Annotated in this window: 19 protein-coding genes; 17 read left to right on the plus strand and 2 right to left on the minus strand. The window is 68.3% G+C overall.

The window, feature by feature from the left end:
* Positions 1–11: 11 nt before the first annotated feature.
* Positions 12–299 carry a chorismate mutase gene (locus ACK8HH_RS04035; protein ID WP_231650238.1) on the minus strand — a complete coding sequence of 96 codons (288 nt, stop codon included), beginning with the start codon at positions 297–299 and terminating at the stop codon, positions 12–14.
* A 133-nt stretch (positions 300–432) separates the two neighbouring features.
* Between ACK8HH_RS04035 and ACK8HH_RS04040 the strand changes: the two genes are divergently transcribed.
* Positions 433–2,289 carry a DUF3488 domain-containing protein gene (locus ACK8HH_RS04040; RefSeq protein ID WP_412475562.1) on the plus strand — a complete coding sequence of 619 codons (1,857 nt, stop codon included), beginning with the start codon at positions 433–435 and terminating at the stop codon, positions 2,287–2,289.
* Positions 2,290–2,354: 65 nt separating this feature from the next.
* Entirely contained in the window at positions 2,355–4,862 is a 2,508-nt protein-coding gene (locus ACK8HH_RS04045) for a UvrD-helicase domain-containing protein (RefSeq protein ID WP_062367658.1), read from the plus strand.
* A 198-nt stretch (positions 4,863–5,060) separates the two neighbouring features.
* Here ACK8HH_RS04045 and ACK8HH_RS04050 read toward each other — a convergent pair whose 3' ends face one another.
* On the minus strand, positions 5,061–6,071 hold the full coding sequence (locus ACK8HH_RS04050) for a M23 family metallopeptidase (RefSeq protein WP_006894652.1): 1,011 nt from the start codon (positions 6,069–6,071) through the stop codon (positions 5,061–5,063).
* Between the two features lie 299 nt (positions 6,072–6,370).
* Between ACK8HH_RS04050 and sucC the strand changes: the two genes are divergently transcribed.
* The 15 genes from sucC to ACK8HH_RS04125 all read left to right on the plus strand — a co-directional run bounded on the left by sucC (position 6,371) and on the right by ACK8HH_RS04125 (position 22,828).
* Positions 6,371–7,534: an ADP-forming succinate--CoA ligase subunit beta gene (gene sucC, locus ACK8HH_RS04055; RefSeq protein ID WP_006894653.1), complete on the plus strand. Its 1,164-nt coding sequence runs from the start codon at positions 6,371–6,373 to the stop codon at positions 7,532–7,534.
* 16 nt (positions 7,535–7,550) lie between these two features.
* Positions 7,551–8,453, plus strand: coding sequence for a succinate--CoA ligase subunit alpha (gene sucD, locus ACK8HH_RS04060; RefSeq protein ID WP_006894654.1), 903 nt, complete (start codon positions 7,551–7,553; stop codon positions 8,451–8,453).
* Between the two features lie 101 nt (positions 8,454–8,554).
* Positions 8,555–9,118 carry a hypothetical protein gene (locus tag ACK8HH_RS04065; RefSeq protein WP_006894655.1) on the plus strand — a complete coding sequence of 188 codons (564 nt, stop codon included), beginning with the start codon at positions 8,555–8,557 and terminating at the stop codon, positions 9,116–9,118.
* Positions 9,111–9,551, plus strand: a complete 441-nt coding sequence (locus ACK8HH_RS04070) for an RDD family protein (RefSeq protein WP_006894656.1) — start codon at positions 9,111–9,113, stop codon at positions 9,549–9,551. The genes ACK8HH_RS04065 and ACK8HH_RS04070 overlap by 8 nt, the downstream gene beginning before the upstream one ends.
* A 65-nt stretch (positions 9,552–9,616) precedes the next feature.
* Complete coding sequence (locus ACK8HH_RS04075) at positions 9,617–10,282, plus strand: DUF5336 domain-containing protein (protein WP_260868946.1); 666 nt, start codon at positions 9,617–9,619, stop codon at positions 10,280–10,282.
* A gap of 129 nt (positions 10,283–10,411) precedes the next feature.
* On the plus strand, positions 10,412–10,630 hold the full coding sequence (locus ACK8HH_RS04080) for a hypothetical protein (protein ID WP_045538625.1): 219 nt from the start codon (positions 10,412–10,414) through the stop codon (positions 10,628–10,630).
* A gap of 36 nt (positions 10,631–10,666) precedes the next feature.
* Positions 10,667–12,043 carry a carboxyl transferase domain-containing protein gene (locus tag ACK8HH_RS04085; RefSeq protein ID WP_412475563.1) on the plus strand — a complete coding sequence of 459 codons (1,377 nt, stop codon included), beginning with the start codon at positions 10,667–10,669 and terminating at the stop codon, positions 12,041–12,043.
* Positions 12,044–12,056: 13 nt separating this feature from the next.
* Entirely contained in the window at positions 12,057–12,671 is a 615-nt protein-coding gene (locus ACK8HH_RS04090; RefSeq protein WP_006894659.1) for a TetR/AcrR family transcriptional regulator, read from the plus strand.
* A gap of 164 nt (positions 12,672–12,835) precedes the next feature.
* Positions 12,836–14,407: a carboxyl transferase domain-containing protein gene (locus ACK8HH_RS04095; protein ID WP_006894660.1), complete on the plus strand. Its 1,572-nt coding sequence runs from the start codon at positions 12,836–12,838 to the stop codon at positions 14,405–14,407.
* Positions 14,408–14,412: 5 nt separating this feature from the next.
* Positions 14,413–16,491: an acetyl/propionyl/methylcrotonyl-CoA carboxylase subunit alpha gene (locus ACK8HH_RS04100; RefSeq protein ID WP_006894661.1), complete on the plus strand. Its 2,079-nt coding sequence runs from the start codon at positions 14,413–14,415 to the stop codon at positions 16,489–16,491.
* Between the two features lie 129 nt (positions 16,492–16,620).
* Positions 16,621–17,769 carry an acyl-CoA dehydrogenase family protein gene (locus ACK8HH_RS04105; protein ID WP_062367651.1) on the plus strand — a complete coding sequence of 383 codons (1,149 nt, stop codon included), beginning with the start codon at positions 16,621–16,623 and terminating at the stop codon, positions 17,767–17,769.
* Positions 17,766–18,266, plus strand: a complete 501-nt coding sequence (locus ACK8HH_RS04110) for a MaoC family dehydratase (protein ID WP_006894664.1) — start codon at positions 17,766–17,768, stop codon at positions 18,264–18,266. The genes ACK8HH_RS04105 and ACK8HH_RS04110 overlap by 4 nt, the downstream gene beginning before the upstream one ends.
* 26 nt (positions 18,267–18,292) lie before the next feature.
* Positions 18,293–19,147: an HpcH/HpaI aldolase/citrate lyase family protein gene (locus tag ACK8HH_RS04115; protein ID WP_101841611.1), complete on the plus strand. Its 855-nt coding sequence runs from the start codon at positions 18,293–18,295 to the stop codon at positions 19,145–19,147.
* Positions 19,148–19,220: 73 nt separating this feature from the next.
* Positions 19,221–20,873 carry an AMP-binding protein gene (locus ACK8HH_RS04120; protein ID WP_278126322.1) on the plus strand — a complete coding sequence of 551 codons (1,653 nt, stop codon included), beginning with the start codon at positions 19,221–19,223 and terminating at the stop codon, positions 20,871–20,873.
* Positions 20,870–22,828, plus strand: a complete 1,959-nt coding sequence (locus ACK8HH_RS04125) for an acetoacetate--CoA ligase (protein WP_222111754.1) — start codon at positions 20,870–20,872, stop codon at positions 22,826–22,828. Before ACK8HH_RS04120 ends, ACK8HH_RS04125 begins: the two co-directional genes overlap by 4 nt.
* Positions 22,829–22,917: the final 89 nt, after the last annotated feature.

The following is a 22,917-nucleotide window of genomic DNA, read 5'->3' on the forward strand; positions in this document are numbered from 1 at the left end:
CAGGGAGGTCGCTAACGCCCCAGCGGTCCGCGGCCCAGTCTCAGGAGCAGCATCGCGAGGGTGTGTCCCTCGGACCCCAGCGCGGAGAAGCGGTCGAGGACCTTCATCTCGCGGCTGTGCACCAGGCGCGGTCCACCCGTAGCCATGCGGTGCGCGCCGATCTTCTTCGACACGGCGCTGCGCCGCTGAATGGCGGCGAGGATGACGGCGTCCATGCGGTCGATCTCGACTCGGAGTTCCTCGATGTCGTCGGGCAGGGCGGTGACATCGTCGCTCAGCCCCAGCGCTTCCAGATCCAGCGCGAACCGTCCGCCGCCGTCGTTTCCGTGGGCCGCGCCGTCATTGGTCTGCTGATCATCCTGGTCACTCACGTCTTCCGATTTTGCCACGCAGGGTTCGCAGGCGTGGCGGCGCGTAGTGAACAATGCAGTGATGACCACCGCCGCGATGACCACCGCGAGAACGACCGCCGCGAGAAGAGTCGGAGCACTGGCACTGGCGCTGATCATGGTGCAGCTCGTCGTGCGCGCGGTGCTGGTGATCTGGGGAAACTTCTACTGGGACGACCTCATCCTCATGGGGCGGGCGTCCACGTACCCGATTCTGTCGTGGGATTTCCTGGGTTACAGCCACGACGGCCACTTCATGCCCGCCGCGTTCCTGGTCGCCGGGCTCACCACGGCACTGGCCCCCGTGCAGTGGTGGCTGCCCGCGCTGACGCTGGTGGTCCTGCAGGCGGTCGCCTCACTGGCGGTGTGGCGGATGATCCGCATCCTCGCGCCGCGGGCGGGGGGCTGGGCGCTGGCCGCCCTGTGCTTCTATCTGTTCGTTCCGATGACCGTCAGTGCCTACGTCTGGTGGGCGGCCGGTCTGAACACCCTGCCGATGCAGGCCGCGATGGCAGTCGTGGTCGGCAACGCGGTAGCGCTGGTCCGCGACCGCCCGGACCCGGTGCGCAGCCGGCGTCTGCTGATCGGCGCGGTGGCCGCCTTCGTGGTCGGTCTGCTGTTCTTCGAGAAGTCACTGTTCATCCTGCCCGTCGCCTTCGTCGCGGCGGTTCTCGCGCTCCGCAGTCGCTCATCGGCCCGCTGGGACGATGAGGCCGACTACCGATCGTCACCGCTGAGCCAGGCCTTTCTTCGGGCTCGTCCGCTGTGGCTGATCCTCGGCGGCGTGTTCGTGGTGTGGGCCGCGGTCTTTCTCGCGACGTCGACGGCCACGGCCGGCGTCCACTCCATCGGGCAGACGGCCCATCTGGTGTGGCGCAGCATCAACAACGCGATCGTGCCCTCGTTCACCGGCGGTCCGTGGGTGTGGGAGCGGTGGACGCCGTCGCCGCCGATGGGATTCCCGAGCGTGTGGATGATCGTCCTCGGGTGGGTGGTGCTGGCGGCGGCGATCGCGATCACCGTGCGCCGCAGACGCGGCGTGGCGCTGATCTGGTTCTTCGCACTGCTGTACGCGGTGGCGGCCCAGATTCCGGTGATGTGGAACCGGTCGAGCGGCAACACCGCGCTCGAGCTGGCGCAGACCATGCGGTACCTGCCCGACACCGCGCTGGTGCTGGCGATCGCGTTGGCCCTGATCGCCGCGGCGCCGTCGATCGGTGCCCACACCGCGGGACCCTCACAGCCCGACCGGCGGATGGCGGTCGCGGCCGCGGTGGCGGGTGTGGCCTTCCTGGTCTCGGCGGTCACGGCCACGATGTCCTTCGGGCAGTCCTGGCGTGACGATCCGACCGGCGACTATCTGCGCACCGCGCGTGCGTCGCTGGCGTCGATGGACGGCAAGACGATGTTCGATCAGCCGGTGCCGCTCGAGGTGCTGCTGCCGGTCGCTTATCCGAACAACATGATCAGCCATGTCTTCGGCCGCCTGCGCGAGCGTCCCGGCTTCGGGAAGGTCACCGATGAGTTGAAGGTCCTCAATCCGGAGGGTCGCCTGGTCGCGGGAGCGGTGTCGCCGGTGCGAACCTTCGAGCCGAGCCGGGGCAGCTGCGCCAAGCCCGGCATCGACGACCTCACCAGGCTGCCGCTGAGCGGCCCGCTGATCGACTGGCAGTGGACCGTCGGTTTCAGCTACTGCGCCGACCGAGCCGGCACCGTGGAACTCCGTCTCGAAGGAGGCGACCCCGTCGAGGTCCCGGTGCGGTCGGGACTGCACGCGGCCTACGTCCAGCTCGACGGGCACGGCACCGAACTCCGGATCCGGCCGGTGACGCCGGGGCTGCGCCTGCACACCGGGGACGGCAGGGTGGGGGCGCCGGTGATGGCCGAGGCGGCGCCGTGACCGATGGTCGGGGGACAGGCGTGACGGCGAGGACTGTCGGGGGCCGAAGGTAGCCTGAAGAGGCCATGAACTCTTCACCTGCCGCCATCGACGAGACCCAGCTGAGCGACCGGGGACGCGAACTCCTCGACGGACTGAACCCCCAGCAGCGAGATGCGGTGCTGCACACCGGGTCGCCGCTGCTGATCGTCGCGGGAGCGGGATCGGGTAAGACGGCCGTGCTGACCCGGCGCATCGCCTTCCTGCTCGCCGAACGGAACGTGACGCCGGGACAGATCCTCGCGATCACGTTCACGAACAAGGCCGCAGCCGAGATGCGCGAGCGGGTAATCGACCTGGTCGGACCGCGCGCTGCCTACATGTGGGTCTCGACCTTCCACTCCACCTGCGTTCGGATTCTGCGGGCGCAGTCGAGCCTGCTCGGTGATCGCAATTCGAACTTCTCCATCTACGACGCCGACGACTCGCGCAGACTGCTCGGCATGGTGGTCCGCGACCTCGACCTGGATCCCAAGAAGTTCAGCCCGCGCGGTGTGGGCACGTTGATCTCCAACTTCAAGAACGAACTGAAGGATCCCGACGACGCCGCGGCGGAGGCGGCGGCCGACGGCCAGAGTGATCTGGCGGCGGGCACCGTCGCCCAGATCTACGCCGAGTACCAGCGTCGGCTGGCGGCGGCGAACGCCTTCGACTTCGACGATCTGATCGGCGAGACGGTGTCGTTGCTGCAGCGGCACCCGAATGTCGCCGAGTACTACCGGCGCCGCTTCCGGCACGTGCTGATCGACGAGTACCAGGACACCAACCACGCACAGTACGTGCTGGTGCGGGAGCTCGTCGGCGAGCAGACGACCCCGAGCGGCCTGGAGCCGTCGGAGCTGTGCGTGGTCGGCGACGCCGACCAGTCGATCTACGCCTTCCGCGGCGCGACGATCCGCAACATCGAGGAGTTCGAGCGCGACTACCCGGACGCCGAGACGATTCTGCTCGAACAGAACTATCGCTCCACCCAGACCATCCTGTCGGCGGCCAACGCCGTCATCTCACGCAACGCGGGACGCCGTGAGAAGAAGTTGTGGACCGATTCGGGCGACGGCGACCTGATCGTCGGTTACGTCGCCGACTCCGACCGCGACGAGGCCGCGTTCATCGCGAAGGAGATAGAGGAACTCGTCGATTACTCGATCGGGGGTTCGGCGAGCCACACGTACGCCGACGTCGCGGTGTTCTATCGCACCAACACCGGGTCGCGGTCGCTGGAGGAGGTCTTCGTCCGCCACGGAATCCCCTACAAGGTGGTCGGCGGCACCAAGTTCTACGAGCGCAAGGAAGTGCGCGACGTGATCGCTTACCTGCGCGTGGTGGCGAACCCCGACGACTCGGTCAGCCTGCGCCGGATCCTCAACACACCGCGGCGCGGGATCGGCGATCGTGCCGAGGCGTGCGTCGCCGTCCATGCGGAGAATCTCGGCATCAGCTTCTACCAGGCGCTGGTGGAGGCGACCGAGAACCGCGTCCCATTGCTCAATACACGCGCGGTCAAGCAGATCACCCTGTTCGTCGACCTCATCGAAGGACTGCGCAGCGACTTCCTGATGGCCTTCGGCGCCGTCGGCGGCGAATCGGTCGACGACGCCGTCGCCGACGCGACCACGGAGGGCGGCGACATCGGCGAACTGGTCGACGCGATCGTCGATCGCAGTGGCTACCGTGCCGAGTTGGAGGCGTCCAACGACCCGCAGGACGCCGCACGGATGGACAACCTCAACGAACTGATCGCCGTCGCCCGAGATTTCAGCATGGAAGCCGCGCAGCGGGCCGACGAGCCGACCGACCCCGACACGGACGCGGCCGGCGAGATCGTTGGCGACGGTGAACCCGAGCCCGGCTCGCTCGCGGCGTTCCTGGAGAAGGTGGCCCTAGTGGCCGATGCCGACCAGGTGCCCGACGAGGGAGAGGGCGTCGTCACCCTGATGACGCTGCACACCGCCAAGGGGCTGGAATTCCCTGTCGTCTTCGTCACCGGCTGGGAGGACGGGCACTTCCCGCATATGAGGGCTCTCGGCGATCCGGCCGAACTCAGCGAGGAGCGACGGCTGGCGTATGTCGGGATCACTCGAGCCCGTCAGCGTCTCTATCTGACCCGTGCGATGTCGCGCGCATCGTGGGGACAGCCGGTGTCGAATCCGGAATCGCGGTTCCTGCAAGAGGTTCCGCAGCACTTGATCGACTGGCGGCGTACCGAGCCGAAGCGTGGCATGCGAGAGTTCGGCTCTCGCGGCGGCAGCTTCGGATTCGGTTCAGCCGGCGGAGGATCGTCCAACGGTTCCGAGTCGGGTTTCGGCTCGGGGCTGCGCGGACGGTCGTCGTACTCGTCCGACCCGACCCGTGGGCGGAACAAGAACGTCCACTACGAGATCGGCGACCGGATGAACCATCCGCAGTACGGGATGGGGAAGGCCGTGGCGAAGGAGGGGAGCGGTGTCACCGAGCGCATCACGTTCGACTTCGGCGGGAAAGTGGGCCGCGTGACGTTGATGACCGTCGGCGGACTGCCGGGGGAGAAGCTGTAGGGCGGGGGTGGTGGGCAGAGCAGACGTCTCGATACGCTCGCTCACTACGTTCGCGTGCTACTCGACCAGCCTGGGGGGCTGGTGCTGCTCGGCAAGCCTGGGGGGGCTGGTGCTACTCGACCGGCCTGGGGAGCTGGTGCTGCTCGGCAAGGTCGGTGGGCCGGTGCGGCTCGGCGAACCGAACCCGTCGGTGTCTGACTAGCCGGTGAGTGCGGAGAGGCGGACGCCCTTCTTGGCGAGCCAGATGGCGGGATCGATCTTCACGTAGGCGCCGCTCGGGCCCTTGATCCACACCTCGAAGTGGCAGTGCGGTCCGGTGGAGAACCCCTCGGAGCCCACCAGCGCGATGGTGTCGCCGGCGGTGACCTGCTGGCCCTTGTGGACCAGCACACCGGAGGAGGCCATATGGCCGTAGACGGTGATGGTGCCGTCCGGCGCCTTGAGCCGCACCCAGTTGCCGAACCCGGAGGCCGGTCCGGCGTCGATCACCACGCCGTCGGTGGCGGCATGGATGGGCGTACCGAGCGGTGCGGCCATGTCGATGCCGCCGTGGAAGGTGCCCCAGCGGGGCGCGAAGGCCGACGTGAGGTTGTAGACGCCCATCGGGATCGGGGAGACCACGAGGGGCTTCTGCTTCGCGGCGATGGCGGCCGCCTGCTCCTTGGCGATCTTCACGCCCTGCGAGAGCTGATCGCCGAAATCGCTCATATCGGCCTGCGAGGCGGCCGGAACGGCTCCGGGGCCGGTGTCGCTCGCGGAGGTGTTCGCCACCGGGACGACGTTCGAGCCGTCGACCGGCGCGGGGTCGGCGGGGGCCTGGGCGAGTGGGCTCGCCTGGCCGTCGGATCCGGAGCCGGTGACGGCGATCGCGGTGGCGCCCGCGGCGATGGCGAATAGGGCGGTACGAGCACGCAGGGCCGACGAGGGGGCGCGGAGGCGGTGCTTCGGCTTGCCTGTCTCGGGCTGCGCGGCCACCGCAGTGGCGGTGGTGTCGGCAGCGGTGTCGTCGACCGCTGCGCCGTCGGTGAGAAGGATCTCGGTGGTGCTGACGGTGTCCTGGTTCAGCGCGGACCCGCCGAGGCCGATGCGCAGCGAGCGCGAAGGGAGCGGGAAGTCGTGAGTGCTGGGGGTGTCGAGAGGAGTGGGGTCGGCTTGGCCGGCTGTTGCGCCGTCACGGTCGAGAAGGCTCCGTGCTGCCAAGTCGTTCACCTCAAATCCTCAGCGCTGCCGCTCGAGGCAGCGGCTCGCATGTCGTGACCTAGTTGTTACCAACCCTGACGACGGTAACGAACGGTCGGCGCTAAGTCCACCGCCTCTCTCTATGACGTCCTCATTCTGGCTGCTCAGCGGCCACAATTGCGGTGCATAAGGGGTTACTGGTCAGTAGCGCGTGAGATGCGGCACAAGGTTGGGGTCGCGTTCGAATGCGACGGCGCCGGGGGTTTAGAGTCGCCTATGGCCCGCGTTACACCGGAGCGGGCGAAACATTACTTCAGATGGTGAGCTGAATGGATCTCTTCGAATACCAGGCGAAGGAACTGTTCGCCAAGCATGGGGTACCCACCACACCAGGTCGGGTGACTGACACTGCCGCCGATGCGCGGGCGATCGCCGAGGAAATCGGCAAGCCCGTGATGATCAAGGCGCAGGTCAAGGTCGGCGGCCGCGGTAAGGCCGGTGGCGTCAAGTACGCCGCAACCCCTGATGACGCACAGACGCACGCTGAAAACATCCTCGGGCTCGATATCAAGGGCCACGTTGTCAAGAAGCTCCTCGTTGCCGAGGCCAGTGACATCGCCGAGGAGTACTACATCTCCTTCCTGCTCGATCGCGCCAACCGCACCTACCTGGCCATGTGCTCGGTCGAGGGCGGCATGGAGATCGAAGAGGTCGCCGCAACCAAGCCGGACCGGCTGGCTCGCATCGCCGTCGACGCGGTCAAGGGCGTCGACCTGGCGTTCGCGCGCGAGATCGCCGAGAAGGGCCATCTGCCCGCCGAGGTCCTCGACGCGGCCGCCGTGACCATTCAGAAGCTGTGGGAGGTCTTCGTCGCCGAAGACGCACTGCTCGTCGAGGTCAACCCGTTGGTGCGCACGCCGGACGATCAGATCCTGGCGCTCGACGGCAAGGTGACGCTGGACGGCAACGCCGAGTTCCGGCAGCCGGGCCACGCCGAGTTCGCGGACAAGGACGCCACCGATCCGCTCGAGCTCAAGGCCAAGGAGAACGACCTCAACTACGTCAAGCTCGACGGTCAGGTCGGCGTCATCGGCAACGGTGCGGGTCTGGTCATGTCGACCCTCGACGTGGTCGCCTACGCCGGTGAGAACCACGGCGGCGTGAAGCCGGCCAACTTCCTCGACATCGGCGGCGGTGCGTCCGCCGAGGTGATGGCGGCCGGTCTGGACGTCATTCTCGGCGACGAGCAGGTCAAGAGCGTCTTCGTGAACGTCTTCGGCGGCATCACCGCCTGTGACGCGGTCGCCAACGGCATCGTCGGCGCGCTCGCCAAGCTGGGCGACGCCGCCAGCAAGCCGCTGGTGGTCCGTCTCGACGGCAACAAGGTCGAGGAGGGTCGCAAGATCCTGGCCGAGGCCAACCACCCGCTGGTGACCCTGGCGGACACCATGGACTCGGGTGCCGACAAGGCCGCTGAGCTGGCGAACCAGTAGGAGACGAAGAAGACTCATGTCGATCTACCTGAACAAGAACAACAAGGTCATCGTCCAGGGCATCACCGGCGGCGAGGGCACCAAGCACACCGCGCTGATGCTGAAGGCCGGCACCAACGTCGTCGGCGGTGTCAATGCCCGCAAGGCAGGCACCACCGTCTCGCACGTGGACGCCGACGGTAACACCGTCGAACTGCCGGTGTTCGCATCGGTCGCCGAGGCCATGGAGAAGACCGGGGCCGACACCTCGATCGCCTTCGTGCCGCCCGCCTTCTCGAAGGACGCCATCATCGAGGCCATCGATGCCGAGATCCCGCTGCTCGTGGTCATCACCGAGGGCATCCCGGTCCAGGATTCGGCCTACGCCTGGGCGTACAACGTCGACAAGGGCGCCAAGACCCGCATCATCGGCCCGAACTGCCCCGGCATCATCACGCCGGGCGAGGCGCTGGTCGGCATCACCCCGAACAACATCACCGGCAAGGGCCCGATCGGCCTCGTGTCGAAGTCGGGCACCCTGACCTACCAGATGATGTACGAGCTGCGCGACCTCGGCTTCTCGACCGCCATCGGCATCGGCGGAGACCCGGTCATCGGCACCACCCACATCGACGCGATCGAGGCCTTCGAGAAGGATCCGGAGACCAAGCTCATCGTCATGATCGGCGAGATCGGCGGCGACGCCGAGGAGCGTGCGGCCGACTACATCAAGGCCAACGTCACCAAGCCGGTCGTCGGCTACGTCGCGGGCTTCACCGCGCCGGAGGGCAAGACCATGGGCCACGCAGGCGCCATCGTCTCTGGCAGTTCCGGCACCGCGCAGGCCAAGAAGGAGGCCCTCGAGGCCGCCGGCGTCAAGGTCGGCAAGACCCCGAGCGAGACCGCCGCACTGGCGCGCGAGCTCTTCGACGCACTCTGATCGGACTCCGGTCCGGACGGACCTGAGAGTCGGACGACGAAACGTCCCGGTACGGCTGCATTGCCGCACCGGGACGTTTCGCATTCAGCCATAATCGTCGAGTGATAACCGATCTGGTCTCGGGTGCCGTGAACCGCGTGCTCGATGTTCCGCGTGCAGTGATCCGCGGCGTGCTGTCCGAGGCGATCGCATTCCTCACCGAAGAGATCGACCTGACCGAGGTGCTGCTCGCGGCCGTCGACCTCGACCGGGTGCTCGGCGAAGTGAATCTGCAGGCCGTCGTGGAACGACTGGACCTCAACGCGGTGATCGACACCATCGATCTGCAGAAGGTGCTCGACGGCATCGACCTGACGCCGATCCTCGACCGGCTCGATCTCAACCCGGTTCTGGCCAGACTCGACATCGACGCGGTGGTCGACGGAGTCGACCTCGACAAGGCGGTCCGGCGCATCGATCTCGACGCCGTCCTCGCGGGCGTCGATCTGGTCGTGGTCGGCAACCGGGTGATCAACGGCGTGGATCTCTCGTCGATCGTGCGCGACGCCAGTTCCACCGTGACGACCGAGATGATCTCCGACGTCCGGACCAGCAGCGAACGCGCCGACGACGCCGTGGAGGGCTTCGTGAACCGGGTCTTCCGCCGGAAGTCCGACGATGACTGAGCCGCGCGACGCGCGGCCGCGGACCGCGGGGATCGTGACCAGGCTGATCGCCGCCGTCATCGACGTGGTGCTGGTGGTCGCGCTTCTCGGTCTCGGTTATCTGGGGACGGCCTTCGTCCTGTTCACGATGGATATCACCAACTTCGCCTTCCCGCAGGTCGGGTGGTGGTTCACCACCAGCGGATTCCTCGGCATCGCGTTCGTCTATCTGGTCGCCGGGTGGTCGGTGACCGGCCGGACGGTGGGGAACGTGTTGATGGGACTGCGTGTGGTGCGCGTCAGCGGACGGCCGATGCACTTTGCGCAGATCCTGCTCCGGGCGTTGACCTGCGTGGTGTTCCCGGTCGGACTGTTCTGGGTTGTGCTGTCTCCGCGGCGGATGTCGTTGCAGGACGCGGTGCTGCGGACCAAGGTGATCTACACCGACGGATGAGAGAGGGGCGGACCGCCGCCGTCGACCGGGCCCGCAGTGTCGGATCCGGGTGGTTAGATACGGACATGACCAACCCGCCGCATCCGGATCAGCCGGACCCGAAGCCGGACTCGCAGCAGGCCCTCGGCCAAGAGACGAATTCCTGGACTTCCGCCAACCCGATGCCCGGATACGGTCCGGGACCGAGTGCGCAGCCGGGACCGCCGCCGATGATGTACGGCGCGCCCGGTTACCCGCCGCCTCCCGTCAGGCCCCCGCTCCTCTCGCGCACTCCGACGCCGGTCCTGATGGCTGTCGGGTCCACGGCGGCCGGACTGGTCACGTTCTTCATGGGATTCCTCGGCTGGGTGACGGTCTCCGACGAGATCGACCACAAGGCCGAGGTCTGGGCCACTGGCATGAACGGAACCTTCGATGTGCCCGCTTACCTCAGCCCGTCGCTGATTCTCAGTCCCGGCTGGTTCTTTCTGCTGCTGGGGACAGTCGGTGTCGCGGCAGCGGGGCTGGCCGCACCGAGGTGGCGGCGCTACCTGCCGTTGCTGGCCTTCCTCGCGATCTTCGGCTGGCTGGGTCTGCTCGTCTGCGCACTGGGTCTTCCGCCGTTCCTGAGTCTCGGGGCCGGTGCCTATGTGGCGCTGACGGTCGGTTTCATCCAAGCGGCGTTGTTGGCGATCGCCGCGGTGATCGACGGTCGTGCTCCCGCCGACCAGGGGCCGCCGCCCCGATTCTGAGCTCGGTCGGACGCGAGCGGTGATCGTTCGGCCGAATCGTGCTGCGCCCTGGACGAGGCTCGTCGCTCGTCGTAGCGTCGAGGACAGAGCGTTCGCCGGAGGCAGTCCACAGGGGATTGGAGGCTCGCCATGATCCGCAGAATCACGCTCCTCGCCGCCGTGGCGGCGGTCGGACTCACCGTCGCCTTCGCCGGGGCACCGGCCGCGTCGGCCGCACCGACCCACGCGCCCCCTCCGCGGATGTACTGCACGGGTACGGTCTGCTTTCTGATCTGCGCGGCCATCGACGCGATCTCGCCGGTCCCGCAGCGCTGGTGCTACCCGTTGTGGACGCCGAACATGAGTTGACTGCCCGAACGCCCGGCGTCAGGCATCATCGGGCATATGGGTACTGAGCGGCCGGGTAATGGGCGGCCGGGTAATGAGCGGCCAGACGCCGCGGCGATGATCGACGCCGTGCTCGACGACGGGACGTGGTGCAGCTGGGATCGGTCCACCGAGCCGGAGTCGGTCTGTACCGGCTCGGGGCGCGTCGGCGGTCGTCCCATCGCCCTGGTGGTCAGCGAATTCGGCGTATCGGGCGGGTCGATCGGTGCGACGGCCGGTGCGCGGATCGTCGAGGCGGTGCGCCGCGCCACGGCGGAGCGGCTGCCTCTCCTGGCGCTTCCCGCGTCCGGCGGAACGCGCATGCAGGAGGGCACGCCCGCGTTCCTTCAGATGGCCGCCATCACCGCTGCCGTAGCCGAGCACCGCGACGCCGGGCTGCCCTACCTGGTGTATCTGCGACATCCGACCACGGGCGGGGTCTTCGCCTCCTGGGGGGCGCTCGGCGACGTCACCTGGGCTCAACCCGGAGCACTGACCGGATTCCTCGGACCCAAGGTGTACGCGGGCATCCACGGCCGCCAGTTCCCGGCGGGCGTGCAGACCGCCGAGAACCTGCACCGCCTGGGATTCGTCGACGACGTCGTCGACCACCGCCGCCTCGGCGCTCGGGTCGCGAGCGTCCTCGCGGCGCTCGATCCCGCTGCGCCGGCCGTCCGGCACGAGGCGGCGGGACCGCTCGCAGCGGAGGTCGACGACGCGTGGTCGGCGGTGGCCGCCACACGTGACCGGATGCGCCCCGGGCTGACCGAACTCGAGACTCATCTCGGGGCGGTGCGGCTGGCGGGCGACGGGCCGATCCGTATCGCGCTCGCGAGGTTCGGCGGCCGTCCAGTGGTGCTGGCGGGGCAGGATCGCCGGATCCAATCGGAGGGCCGGTCGATCTCGGCCGACGCCCTTCGCGTCGCTCGCCGGGGTATCGCGCTCGCCGTCCGGTGGGGACTGCCGCTGGTGACCGTCGTCGACACCAGCGGCGGCGAACTGTCGCGGGCGGCCGAGGAATCGGGCCTGGCTCGGCAGATCGCCGCGTGCACGATGGAGCTGCTGTCGGCCGCGACTCCCACGGCGTCGGTTCTGCTCGGGCAGGGCACGGGCGGCGCGGCGCTCGCGATGTTCCCGGCCGATCGGGTGATCGGTGCCGCTGACGGCTGGCTCGCACCGCTTCCGCCCGAGGGGGCGAGCGTCATCATGCGCGGCGACGTCGGCCATGCGGCTGAAATGGCCCGGGCTCAGCACGTCTGGGTGCGCGAGCTGCGCCGGCTGGGAATCGTCGACGAGGTCGTGACGACACTCGACGAGACGGTGGCGGCGATCGACCGCTGGATCGCCACCGACCCCGTCGCCGATCGCTCGGGGCGGGTGCGGGTCGGGCGGTAGAGTCGGCAGCGTCATGTCTTCGCAACCCGTCCCGACGCCGCGACCGGCCACTCGCCGTGAACAGGCGAAGGCGGCGCGGCGCGTGGAGATCCTGTCGGCGGCGGCCAGGCAGATGGCCCAGCGCGGCTACAACGGAGTGCGGCTGGAGGACATCGGCGCCGAGGTCGGGATCAGCGGCCCGGCCATGTACCGGCACTTCCAGTCCAAATCCGAGCTGCTCGACACGATTCTGATCGACATCAGCGAGCGGCTGCACGACGGCGGCGTGGCCGCGGCGGCCGAGGGCGGAACACCGGTCGAGGTGCTCGAACGACTCATCGAGTTCCACATCGACGTGCTGGTGACCCGGCCGGACCTGATCAGTGTGCAGGACCGCGATCTGTGGTCGCTGTCGCCGCAGGCGCGGCACCGCGTGCGTTCGTTGCAGCGCCGTTACGTCGAGGTGTGGGTGCGAGTGCTGATGGACCACGCCATCGACCGCGGCGTCGAACTCGAAGCGGTAGAGGCGCGGGTGCGCATCCACGCCATGTTCGGTCTGCTCAACTCCTCGCCGCGGCTTCCGGAGTTTCCCCGGGACCGGCTGCGCGGATTGCTGACCGGGATGGCGATGGGCGCGTTGCAGGGCTGACGGCACGCCGGCCAGGCTCCCACGAGACCGTTTCGGGTCCGTGCGAGGACGCCTCAGCTGCACAATTCACTCATTCCGCTGTGAGACCCCGCCAGGGACTGGCGAATGTGGGCGCCGTCACCTATCCTGTATTTCAGTTAATCGAAGCTAACTGAAAGGGCGGCATGACGGCGACATCCTCTTCAGACGCGCATCACGCCAACGTGGCCGTGTTGCGGACCCGGCTGCTCGCCGCGGCGCAGGGCGGCGGCGAGAAGGCGCGAGAGCGACATCTCTCGCGCGGCAAGCTCCTCCCACGCGACCGGATCGACGCCCTGATCGATCCGGGTTCGCCGTTCCTGGAGGTGGCTCCGCTCGCGGCCTACGACATGTACGACGGCAAGGCTCCGGCGGCCGGCGTGGTGGCCGGCATCGGCCGGATCCACGGCCGCGAATGCATGATCGTCGCCAACGACGCCACGGTGTCGGGCGGCACGTACTACCCGGTGACCGTCAAGAAGCATTTGCGCGCGCAGGAGATCGCGTCGCAGAACCGGCTGCCGTGCATCTACCTGGTCGACTCCGGCGGTGCGATGCTCCTCAACCAGGACGACGTCTTCCCGGATCGGGAGCACTTCGGCCGCATCTTCTACAACCAGGCCACCATGAGCGCGGCCGGGATTCCGCAGATCTCGGCAGTCCTCGGTTCCTCGACTGCGGGCGGCGCCTACGTCCCGGCGATGAGCGACGAGAACGTCATCGTGCGGAACCAGGGCACCATCTTCCTGGCGGGCCCGCCGCTGGTGAAGGCGGCGACGGGCGAGGACGTGACCGCGGAGGAACTCGGCGGCGGAAGCATGCACTCCACCGTCTCCGGCGTCACCGATCACCTCGTCGACAACGACGAGCAGGCACTGGCCAAGGTGCGCGAGATCATCGCCACCCTCGGCCCGCGCGAGCCCGCGCAGTGGGAGACGGTGCCCACCCGCGCGCCGCAGCGCCCGCAGACCGACATCTACGACGTGGTGCCGACCGATTCGCGGATCCCGTACGACGTGCGCGAGGTCATCGAGATCCTGTCCGACGGCGGCGAGTACACCGAGTTCAAAGCCGGCTACGGCACCTCGCTGGTGACGGCGTTCGCGAAGATCCACGGTCACCCGGTCGGGTTCGTGGCCAACAACGGCGTGCTGTTCAGCGAGTCGGCGCTCAAGGGAGCGCACTTCATCGAACTGTGCGACCAGCGCCGCATCCCGCTGATCTTCCTCCAGAACATCACCGGTTTCATGGTGGGTCGCCAGTACGAGGAGGGCGGCATCGCCAAGAACGGCGCCAAGATGGTCAACGCCGTGGCCTGCGCACGCGTGCCCAAGCTGACCGTGATGATCGGCGGCTCGTTCGGCGCGGGCAACTACTCCATGTGCGGCCGCGCATACTCGCCGCGCTTCCTGTGGATGTGGCCCAACGCCCGGATCTCCGTCATGGGCGGACCGCAGGCCGCCGACACCCTGGCCACGGTCCGGCGGGGCGGTATCGAACGTTCCGGCGGCACTTGGTCGGCGGAGGAGGAAGAGGCCTTCAAGGCGCCGATCCGCGATCAGTTCGAGCGTCAATCCGACGCGTACTACTCCACGGCGAGACTGTGGGACGACGGGATCATCGATCCCGCCGATACCCGAACCGTGCTGGGGCTGGCCCTGGAGGCCTGCCGGTACGCGCCGCTCGACGATCCCGCCTACGGCGTCTTCCGGATGTGAGGGACATGCACGTGAACACCACTACTGACACTCGCAGCATTCGCAAGGTCCTCGTCGCCAACCGCGGCGAGATCGCCTGCCGTGTGATCGCCACGCTCCACGACATGGGCATCAAATCGGTGGCCGTGTACTCGGACGCGGATGCGGACGCCCCGCACGTCAAGGCCGCGGACGAGGCCGTCCGGCTCGGCCCGGCACCGGCGACGCAGAGCTATCTGCGGATCGACGCCGTCATCGAGGCGGCCCGGCTCACCGGTGCCGACGCCGTGCACCCCGGCTACGGCTTCCTGTCGGAGAACCAGCAGTTCGCCGAGGCACTGGCCGAAGCGGGCATCATCTTCATCGGACCGCCCGCATCGGCGATCGCCACGATGGGCGACAAGATCACCGCGCGCGACGCGGTCACCAAACGCAGCGTGCCCGTTGTCCCGGGCATCTCCCGTCCGGGCCTGACGGATCAGGAACTGATCGACGCCGCGGGCGGCGTCGGCTTCCCCGTACTCATCAAGCCGAGTGCGGGCGGCGGCGGCAAAGGCATGCACCGAGTGGAGGACCCGTCCGGACTTCCCGAGGCGCTGGCCACCGCGCGTCGCGAAGCGGCGTCGGCGTTCGGCGACGACACCCTGTTCCTCGAACACTTCGTGCTCACGCCGCGGCACATCGAAGTGCAGATCCTGGCCGACGAGCACGGCAACGTGATCCATCTCGGTGAGCGCGAGTGCTCCCTGCAGCGCCGCCACCAGAAGGTCATCGAGGAGGCGCCGTCGGCGCTGCTCGACGAGGCCACCCGGCAGCGGATCGGCGAGGCGGCCTGCGATGCGGCCCGCAGCGTCGGCTACACCGGGGCGGGAACCGTCGAGTTCATCGTCTCGGCCACCGCGCCCGAGGACTTCTTCTTCATGGAGATGAACACCCGGCTGCAGGTGGAGCATCCGGTGACCGAGATGGTGACCGGTGTCGACCTGGTGGAGCAGCAGGTGCGGATCGCCCGCGGCGAGAAGCTGGCCTTGACGCAGGACGACATCGTGATGACCGGTCACGCGGTGGAGGCACGCGTCTACGCCGAGGATCCGGCGCAGGGATTCCTGCCGACCGGTGGTGAGGTGACGCGGCTGTCGTGGCCGCGTGCGGCCTCGATGGAGCCGGCTCGGCTCGCCACCGGGGCTCAGCGGCCCGGTGTCCGCGTCGACAGCGGCATCGAGGAGGGGTCGGTGATCGGCAGTGATTACGACCCGATGCTGGCCAAGGTGATCGCTTACGGCACCGATCGCGCCGAGGCGCTCGACCGTCTCGACGAGGCCTTGTCGGAGACCCGGCTGCTCGGCGTCGTGACCAACATCGGCTTCTGCCGTTACGCGCTCGCGCAGCGCGATGTGCGCGACGGTGTGCTCGACACCGAACTGCTCGACCGGATCGCCGCCGACTACGCCGCCCCGATGCCCGATCCGCACGCGCTGGTCGCGGGTGCGCTCGGCGCTCTGGACCTCGGCGACCCGGACGATCTCTGGTCGTCCGCGATCGGCTTCCGCATCGGCGCACCGTCACCGGTCCTCGCGCGGCTGGCCGAGTCCGGGCACGTCTACACGGTGTCGGCGCAGATCGATCAGAACCGCACGCCGCGGCCGGGGACCCTCGACGCACACGTGACGATCTCCTTCGAGGATCTCGACCGCGAACCGTGGCAGGCCCCGGTGCGGCTGCGCCAGGTGCCCGGCGACGCCTTCGACCTGATCGTCGACGGACGTTCGCACCGCTGGGAGGTGGCGGTCGACGCCCGCGGCGGTCGCCGCTGGGTGTCGGGCCGGCCGGGAACCTGGATTCTGCACACGGTCCGTGCGCTGTCGGAGCACGATGAAGGCGATGCCGCGGGCCACATCGTCAGTCCGATGCCGGGCACCGTGGTCGCGGTGCCCGGGGTCGACGGCGAGCAGGTCGCGGCCGGCGACCCGCTGGTGGTGGTCGAGGCGATGAAGATGGAGCACACCCTTCGCGCTCCGATCGACGGAACCGCGTCCATCAAGGTCCGGGTCGGGGACAAGGTGGACGCGCAGCAACTGCTCGCGCACGTCCAGGTCGACGACTGAGCCGCTTCGACGCGAACCACGTCAACGACACACGGCTCCCCAGCCAGAGACTTTCAACCCCAGACAGCGATCCACAGACAGCGCCGGACCGATGGACCCGGCCCCACATACGACGAGGAATCTCACTCCATGGAACTGACGCAGGAATACACCGACCTGGTGAACACGGTGCGCGACTTCGCACAGCAGGTGGTGGCGCCCGTCTCCGCCGAACACGATGAGAAGAAGACCTTCCCGTACGAGGTCGTCGGGCAGATGGGCGAGATGGGCCTGTTCGGCCTGCCGTTCAGCGAGGAGTTCGGCGGGATGGGCGGCGACTACTTCGCGCTCGCCCTCGCACTCGAGGAACTCGGGAAGGTCGACCAATCGGTCGCGATCACGCTCGAGGCCGGGGTCGGTCTCGGCGCGATGCCGATCTACAAGTTCGGCACCCAGGAGCAGAAGGAGACCTGGCTGCCGGATCTGCTCGCGGGCCGCCGTCTCGCGGGCTTCGGTCTCACCGAGCCCGGCGCCGGTTCGGACGCCGGCGCCACCGCGACCACGGCACGCGAGGACGGCGACGAGTGGGTGATCAACGGTGGCAAGCAGTTCATCACCAACTCCGGCACCGACATCACCTCGCTCGTGACCGTCACGGCGGTCACCGGGCAGCGCGACAACGGCAAGAAGGAGATCTCGACGATCATCGTGCCCGCCCGAACACCGGGTTTCACCGCTGAACCCGCGTACAACAAGGTCGGCTGGAACGCCTCCGACACCCACCCGCTGAGCTTCGACGACGCGCGCGTGCCACGGGAGAACCTGCTCGGCGAACGAGGCCGCGGCTACGCGAACTTCCTGTCGATCCTCGACGAGGGCCGGATCGCCATCGCCGGTCTCGCGACCGGCGTCGCCCAGGGGTGCGTCGACGAATCGGTCAAGTACGCCCGCGAGCGCAAGTCGTTCGGCAAGGCGATCGCCGAGTTCCAGTCGGTGTCGTTCGCGATCGCCCGCATGGAGGCCCGGGCGCACGTCGCGCGGATGGCGTACTACGACGCCGCCGCCAAGATGCTCGCGGGCAAGCCCTTCAAGAAGGAGGCCGCGATCGCCAAGATGATCTCCTCGGAGGCCGCGATGGACAACGCCCGGACGGCGACGCAGATCCACGGCGGCTACGGCTTCATGAACGAGTACCCGGTGGCCCGGCACTACCGCGACTCCAAGATCCTCGAGATCGGCGAGGGCACCACCGAGGTGCAGCTCATGCTGATCGCGCGATCGCTGGGACTGCCGGCATGACCGCGGCCGACGGCGGCGCCAAGCACGTCACGCAGCGTGGGCTCTGGTTCGAGGAGTTCGAGATCGGCACCGTCTACGAACACCGTCCCGGGCGCACCATCACCGAGGCGGACAATACGTTCTTCACCACGCTGACGATGAACACCCAGGCCCTGCACTTGGACGCGGCGTGGTCGGCCACGCAGCCGGGCTTCGGCGGTCAGCGGCTGGTGAACTCGATGCTCACGCTGTCGACGATCGTCGGGCTGTCGGTGGCACAGCTGACTCAGGGGACGCTGGTCGCGAATCTCGGCTTCCACGACATCGCCTTCCCGGCACCGATGTTCGCCGGCGACACCCTGTACGGCGAGACCGAGTGCACCGGCAAGCGGCTGTCCAAGTCGCGTCCGGGCGAGGGGATCGTCGACCTGACGCACATCGGCCGCAATCAGGACGGAGTGATCGTGGCCCGTGCCTCGCGCTCGACCCTCGTGCGCGTTCGACCCGAAGGGGAATGACAGTGTCCGGAGTGAGAGGGTCGGGAATGACAGGGTCCACAGCGCAATCCTGGACGCCGGCCGGACCGGCTCTGCTGTTCTGCCCGGCCGACCGCCCCGAGCGGTACGCCAAGGCGCTCGACCGCGCCGACATGGTGATCCTCGATCTCGAGGACGCCGTCGCCGAGGTCAACAAGGCCGACGCCCGGGAGGCGCTGATCGCCGATCCGATCGCGGCCGACCGGGTGATCGTGCGGATCAACCCCGCGGGCAGCGTGGAGCATCAGCGGGATCTGGACGCGGTGCAGTGCACGCCGTATCGGGTCGTGATGCAGGCGAAGGTCGAATCCGCGGCGCAGATCACCGCGCACGGACTGCCCACCATCGCGCTCATCGAGACACCTCTCGGCGCGGTTCGTGTCGAGGAGATCGCGGCGGCGCCCAACTGCGTCGGCCTGATGTGGGGTGCCGAGGATCTCGCGGCCGGGATGGGCGGCACGTCGAGCAGGTTCGGTGCGGACGAGCCGGGCACCGGCGGCTACCGCGACATCGCCAGGCACGTCCGGGCACGGGTCCGGCTCGCGGCCGCGGCCTTCGGTGTGGCGGCGATCGACGCGGTCCACATCGACATCGCGGACGTGGACGGACTCGTGGCGGAGGTCCGCGACGCCGTCGCCCAGGGTTACACGGCCACCGCCTGCATCCATCCGAGTCAGGTGGAGCACATCCGCGCCGGCTACGCACCGTCGGCCGAGCGCGTCGAATGGGCCCGCAAGGTGTGCGACGGCGCCCTCGCGCACGACGGCGGCGTGTTCGCCGTCGACGGGCAGATGATCGACGGCCCGGTGATCGCCCAAGCCCGAGCGATCCTCGCCCGGGTGATGCAGCCTCCCGCCGGCTGAGCCGGCACTCGCCCCCGCATCCGACCGACCCACCCGACCCCCACGAGACACCTCAACCCTCACGGAGGACACCATGACCGGCACAGCCGCCGCCCCCTCGTACGCGATCGGGGAGACCGAGCCCCCACTTCTCACCCAGACGATCGGTGCGACCCTCGCCGCCACCGCGGGCAGCTATCCGGACTCCGACGCCCTGATCGACGCCGCCGTCGACCGGACCTGGACGTACGCCGAGTTCCGCCGCGACGTCGTGGCGTTGGCGGCCGGACTTCTCCGGCACGGGGTGGCGCCGGGCGATCGCGTGGGGCTCTGGGCCCCGAACCGGTTCGAGTGGGTGCTGACTCAGTTCGCGGCCGCCGAGATCGGCGCGATCCTGGTCGTGATCAATCCGTCGTACCGGCGCCACGAGCTCGCGTACGCACTCAAGCAGTCGGGCACCTCGCTGGTGCTGGCGGCCACGAGCTTCCGCGACTCGGAGTACGCCGTCATGCTCGAGGACGTGCGCGACCAGACGCCGGACCTGCGCGAGGTGGTGCTGTTCGAGTCGGATGCCTTCGCCGAAATGCTGACCCCGCCGTCGGCGGCGGAGGTGGCCGAGATCGCCGAGATCGCGGCCGGACTGAACCCGGACGATCCGATCAACATCCAGTACACGTCCGGTACCACCGGAGCGCCGAAGGGCGTCACGCTCACTCATCTCAACATCGGCAACAACGGTTATCTGGTCGGATCGCTGCTGGAGTACACCCAGCACGACCGCATCTGCCTGCCGGTGCCCTTCTACCATTGCTTCGGCATGGTGATGGGCAACCTCGCGGCGATCGCCTTCGGCTGCGCCATGGTGATCCCCGCCCCGGCCTTCGATCCGAAAGCCACACTCGCGGCGGTCGAGAAGTATCGGTGCACCAGCCTCTACGGCGTGCCGACGATGTTCATCGCCGAGTTGGCTCTCCTGGACTCGAGCGCCGACGAGGGCACCGCCTTCGACCTGTCCTCCCTGCGTACCGGCATCATGGCGGGCTCGCCGTGCCCGGAGCAGGTGATGCGCCGGGTGATCGACGAGATGAACATGTCGCAGGTGTCGATCTGCTACGGCATGACCGAGACCAGCCCGGTCTCGACGCAGACGCGCATGGACGACGACCTCGACCTTCGCGTGGGGACGGTCGGCCGTGTCGGGCCGCACTTGGAGATCAAGATCGCCGACCCGCTGACCGGCGAGACCCTGCCGCGCGGTGAGACCGGCGAGTTCCGCACCCGCGGGTACTCGGTGATGAAGGGCTACTGGAACGATCCGGAGAAGACCACCGAGGTGCTCGACGCCGACGGCTGGATGGCCACCGGCGACCTCGGGGTCATGGCCGACAACGGATACGTCAGAATCACCGGCCGCATCAAGGACATGGTGATCCGCGGCGGAGAGAACATCTACCCGCGTGAGATCGAGGAGTTCCTCTACACGCATCCGGACATCATCGACGCCCAGGTGATCGGTGTCCCGGACGAGAAGTACGGCGAGGAACTGATGGCCTGGATCCGGGTTCGCGAAGGCGCGGACGAACTGACCGCGGACTCGATCCGTGAGTTCGCCACCGGTCACATCTCCCGTCACAAGATTCCCAAGTACGTGCAGATCGTCGACGAGTTCCCGATGACCGTCACCGGCAAGGTGCGCAAAGTGGAGATGCGCGAACGCGCGATCGAGGTCCTGGGGCTGGGGTCGTGACCGTCTTCGATCGTTTCGCCGAGAAGTTCTCCGAACGCGCCGGAGCGCCGCTGACCTCATACGACGACGTCTGGCAACGGTCGGTGACCGATCTGCCGGGCTTCTGGCGGTGCGTGTGGGATTTCTTCGCGCTCGACGAGATCGCCGAGACGCCGCTGGGCGACGGGGACGACGCGGTGCTCGCCGACGACACCATGCCCGGTGCCGTGTGGTTCCCCGGTACGGCACTGAATTACGTCGACGTGGTGCTGAGACATGCGGATCTGCCCGGCGAGGCGATCGTCGGATTGGACGAGGACGGCAACCGCACGTCGGTCACGTGGGCCGAACTCCCGGTTCGGGTCGGCGCCGTCGCGCACGCGCTCCGCGAGGCGGGTGTCGGCCGCGGCGACGTCGTCGCGGCGTACCTGCCCGACATCCCGGAGGCCGTGATCGCGTTCCTCGCCACCGCGTCACTGGGCGCGATCTGGTCGGGCTGCGGTCAGGACTATGCGCCGGAGGGTGCGGCCGGCCGGCTCGCGCAGTTGGAGCCCACGGTGCTCGTCTCCGCCGCGAGCTACCGATACAACGGCAAGGAGGTCGACAAGCGCGCCGACTCGGTCACGCTCGCCGGACTGCTCGGCGACGAGGTCACGCACATCATGGTCGGCGACCCCGGCGCCGGTGACGTCGGCGACCCCGGCGCCGCAGTGGTGCGCTGGTCGGAGGTGATCGCGGACGAGAGTCGCCGTCCCGAGCCGGTGAAGGTCGCGTTCGATCATCCGCTGTGGGTGCTGTTCTCCTCGGGCACCACGGGCCGCCCCAAAGGCATCGTCCACGGGCACGGCGGCGTGGTGCTCGAGCACCTGAAGGCGGCGGCGATCCAGTCGGATCTGGACACCGAGTCGGTCTTCTTCTGGCAGACGGCCCTGTCGTGGATGATGTGGAACTACCAGGTCGCCGGGCTGCTGGTGGGGTCCCGGATCATCACGTACAGCGGTTCGCCGCTCTACCCGGACGCGGACCGCCTCTGGCAGATCGTGGCCGACGAACGGGTCACCTTCTTCGGCACCAGCCCGGGACAGCTGCAGGCCTCGCGCAAGGCCGGACTCCATCCCGGCGCGGACCACGACCTCTCGGCGCTGCGGCTGCTGGGCAGCACCGGTTCGACGCTCGCGGCGGATCTGTTCGGATGGATCGACGAGAACGTGAAGGCGGGTCTGCCGGTGTCCTCGATCAGCGGTGGCACCGACGTCGTGAGCGCATTCGCGGGTGGTACCACGGGAGTGGAGGTGGTCGCCGGGGAACTGTCGGCACGCTATCTCGGCGTCGGACTCGAGAGCTGGTCGCCGAGCGGTCGGCCGCTGATCGGCGAAGTGGGCGAGATGGTCGTCACCACGCCGATGCCGTCCATGCCGGTCAGATTCTGGAACGACCCCGACGGGGAGCGCTACCGGAAGGCGTACTTCGCTCACGAATGGGAGGGCGAGGGCCCGGCTAAGCCGGTGTGGCGGCACGGTGACTGGGTCACCGTCACCGAGCGCGGATCGCTGGTGATCCACGGCCGCAGCGATGCGACGCTGAACCGGCACGGCATCCGCATGGGTTCGGCCGACATCTACGAGGTGGTCGAGGGTATGCCGGAGATCGCCGAGGCCTTCGTGCTCGGCGTCGACGGACCGGACGGCAAATACTGGATGCCGCTGTTCGTGACCCTGGTCCCCGGTGCCGAACTCACCGATGAACTGTCCGCGCGTGTCGCCGCCGAGGTGAAGACTCGGTTGTCGCCGCGGCACGTTCCCGACGAGATGATCCTCGCGCCGGGCATCCCGCACACCCGGACGGGGAAGAAGCTGGAAGTGCCGGTCACGGCGATTCTCGCCGGCCGGAGCGAGGTCAACGTGGATCCGAAGTCGGTCGACGACTACGGCCTCATCGAGTGGTACGCCGAGCAGGGAAGAGCCCATCGCTGGTGATTCGACCGATGGACGGCGTTCAGCGGACAGACAGGGACGTGTATTAGCGTGGACCAGAAGTTCGCCGGCCATCGCCCACGGTGGCCCTA

The organism is Gordonia sp. LUNF6 (assembly GCF_047041125.1).
GTDB classification, from domain to species: Bacteria; Actinomycetota; Actinomycetes; order Mycobacteriales; family Mycobacteriaceae; genus Gordonia; species Gordonia sihwensis.

Excerpts from the sequence above, each read along its gene's own strand:
- ACK8HH_RS04040 (WP_412475562.1), top strand. The coding sequence starts at position 433 with ATGACCACCGCCGCGATGACCACCGCGAGAACGACCGCCGCGAGAAGA.
- ACK8HH_RS04045 (WP_062367658.1), top strand. The coding sequence starts at position 2,355 with ATGAACTCTTCACCTGCCGCCATCGACGAGACCCAGCTGAGCGACCGG.
- sucC (WP_006894653.1), top strand. The coding sequence starts at position 6,371 with ATGGATCTCTTCGAATACCAGGCGAAGGAACTGTTCGCCAAGCATGGG.
- sucD (WP_006894654.1), top strand. The coding sequence starts at position 7,551 with ATGTCGATCTACCTGAACAAGAACAACAAGGTCATCGTCCAGGGCATC.
- ACK8HH_RS04070 (WP_006894656.1), top strand. The coding sequence starts at position 9,111 with ATGACTGAGCCGCGCGACGCGCGGCCGCGGACCGCGGGGATCGTGACC.
- ACK8HH_RS04075 (WP_260868946.1), top strand. The coding sequence starts at position 9,617 with ATGACCAACCCGCCGCATCCGGATCAGCCGGACCCGAAGCCGGACTCG.
- ACK8HH_RS04080 (WP_045538625.1), top strand. The coding sequence starts at position 10,412 with ATGATCCGCAGAATCACGCTCCTCGCCGCCGTGGCGGCGGTCGGACTC.
- ACK8HH_RS04085 (WP_412475563.1), top strand. The coding sequence starts at position 10,667 with ATGGGTACTGAGCGGCCGGGTAATGGGCGGCCGGGTAATGAGCGGCCA.
- ACK8HH_RS04090 (WP_006894659.1), top strand. The coding sequence starts at position 12,057 with ATGTCTTCGCAACCCGTCCCGACGCCGCGACCGGCCACTCGCCGTGAA.
- ACK8HH_RS04095 (WP_006894660.1), top strand. The coding sequence starts at position 12,836 with ATGACGGCGACATCCTCTTCAGACGCGCATCACGCCAACGTGGCCGTG.
- ACK8HH_RS04100 (WP_006894661.1), top strand. The coding sequence starts at position 14,413 with ATGCACGTGAACACCACTACTGACACTCGCAGCATTCGCAAGGTCCTC.
- ACK8HH_RS04105 (WP_062367651.1), top strand. The coding sequence starts at position 16,621 with ATGGAACTGACGCAGGAATACACCGACCTGGTGAACACGGTGCGCGAC.
- ACK8HH_RS04110 (WP_006894664.1), top strand. The coding sequence starts at position 17,766 with ATGACCGCGGCCGACGGCGGCGCCAAGCACGTCACGCAGCGTGGGCTC.
- ACK8HH_RS04115 (WP_101841611.1), top strand. The coding sequence starts at position 18,293 with ATGACAGGGTCCACAGCGCAATCCTGGACGCCGGCCGGACCGGCTCTG.
- ACK8HH_RS04120 (WP_278126322.1), top strand. The coding sequence starts at position 19,221 with ATGACCGGCACAGCCGCCGCCCCCTCGTACGCGATCGGGGAGACCGAG.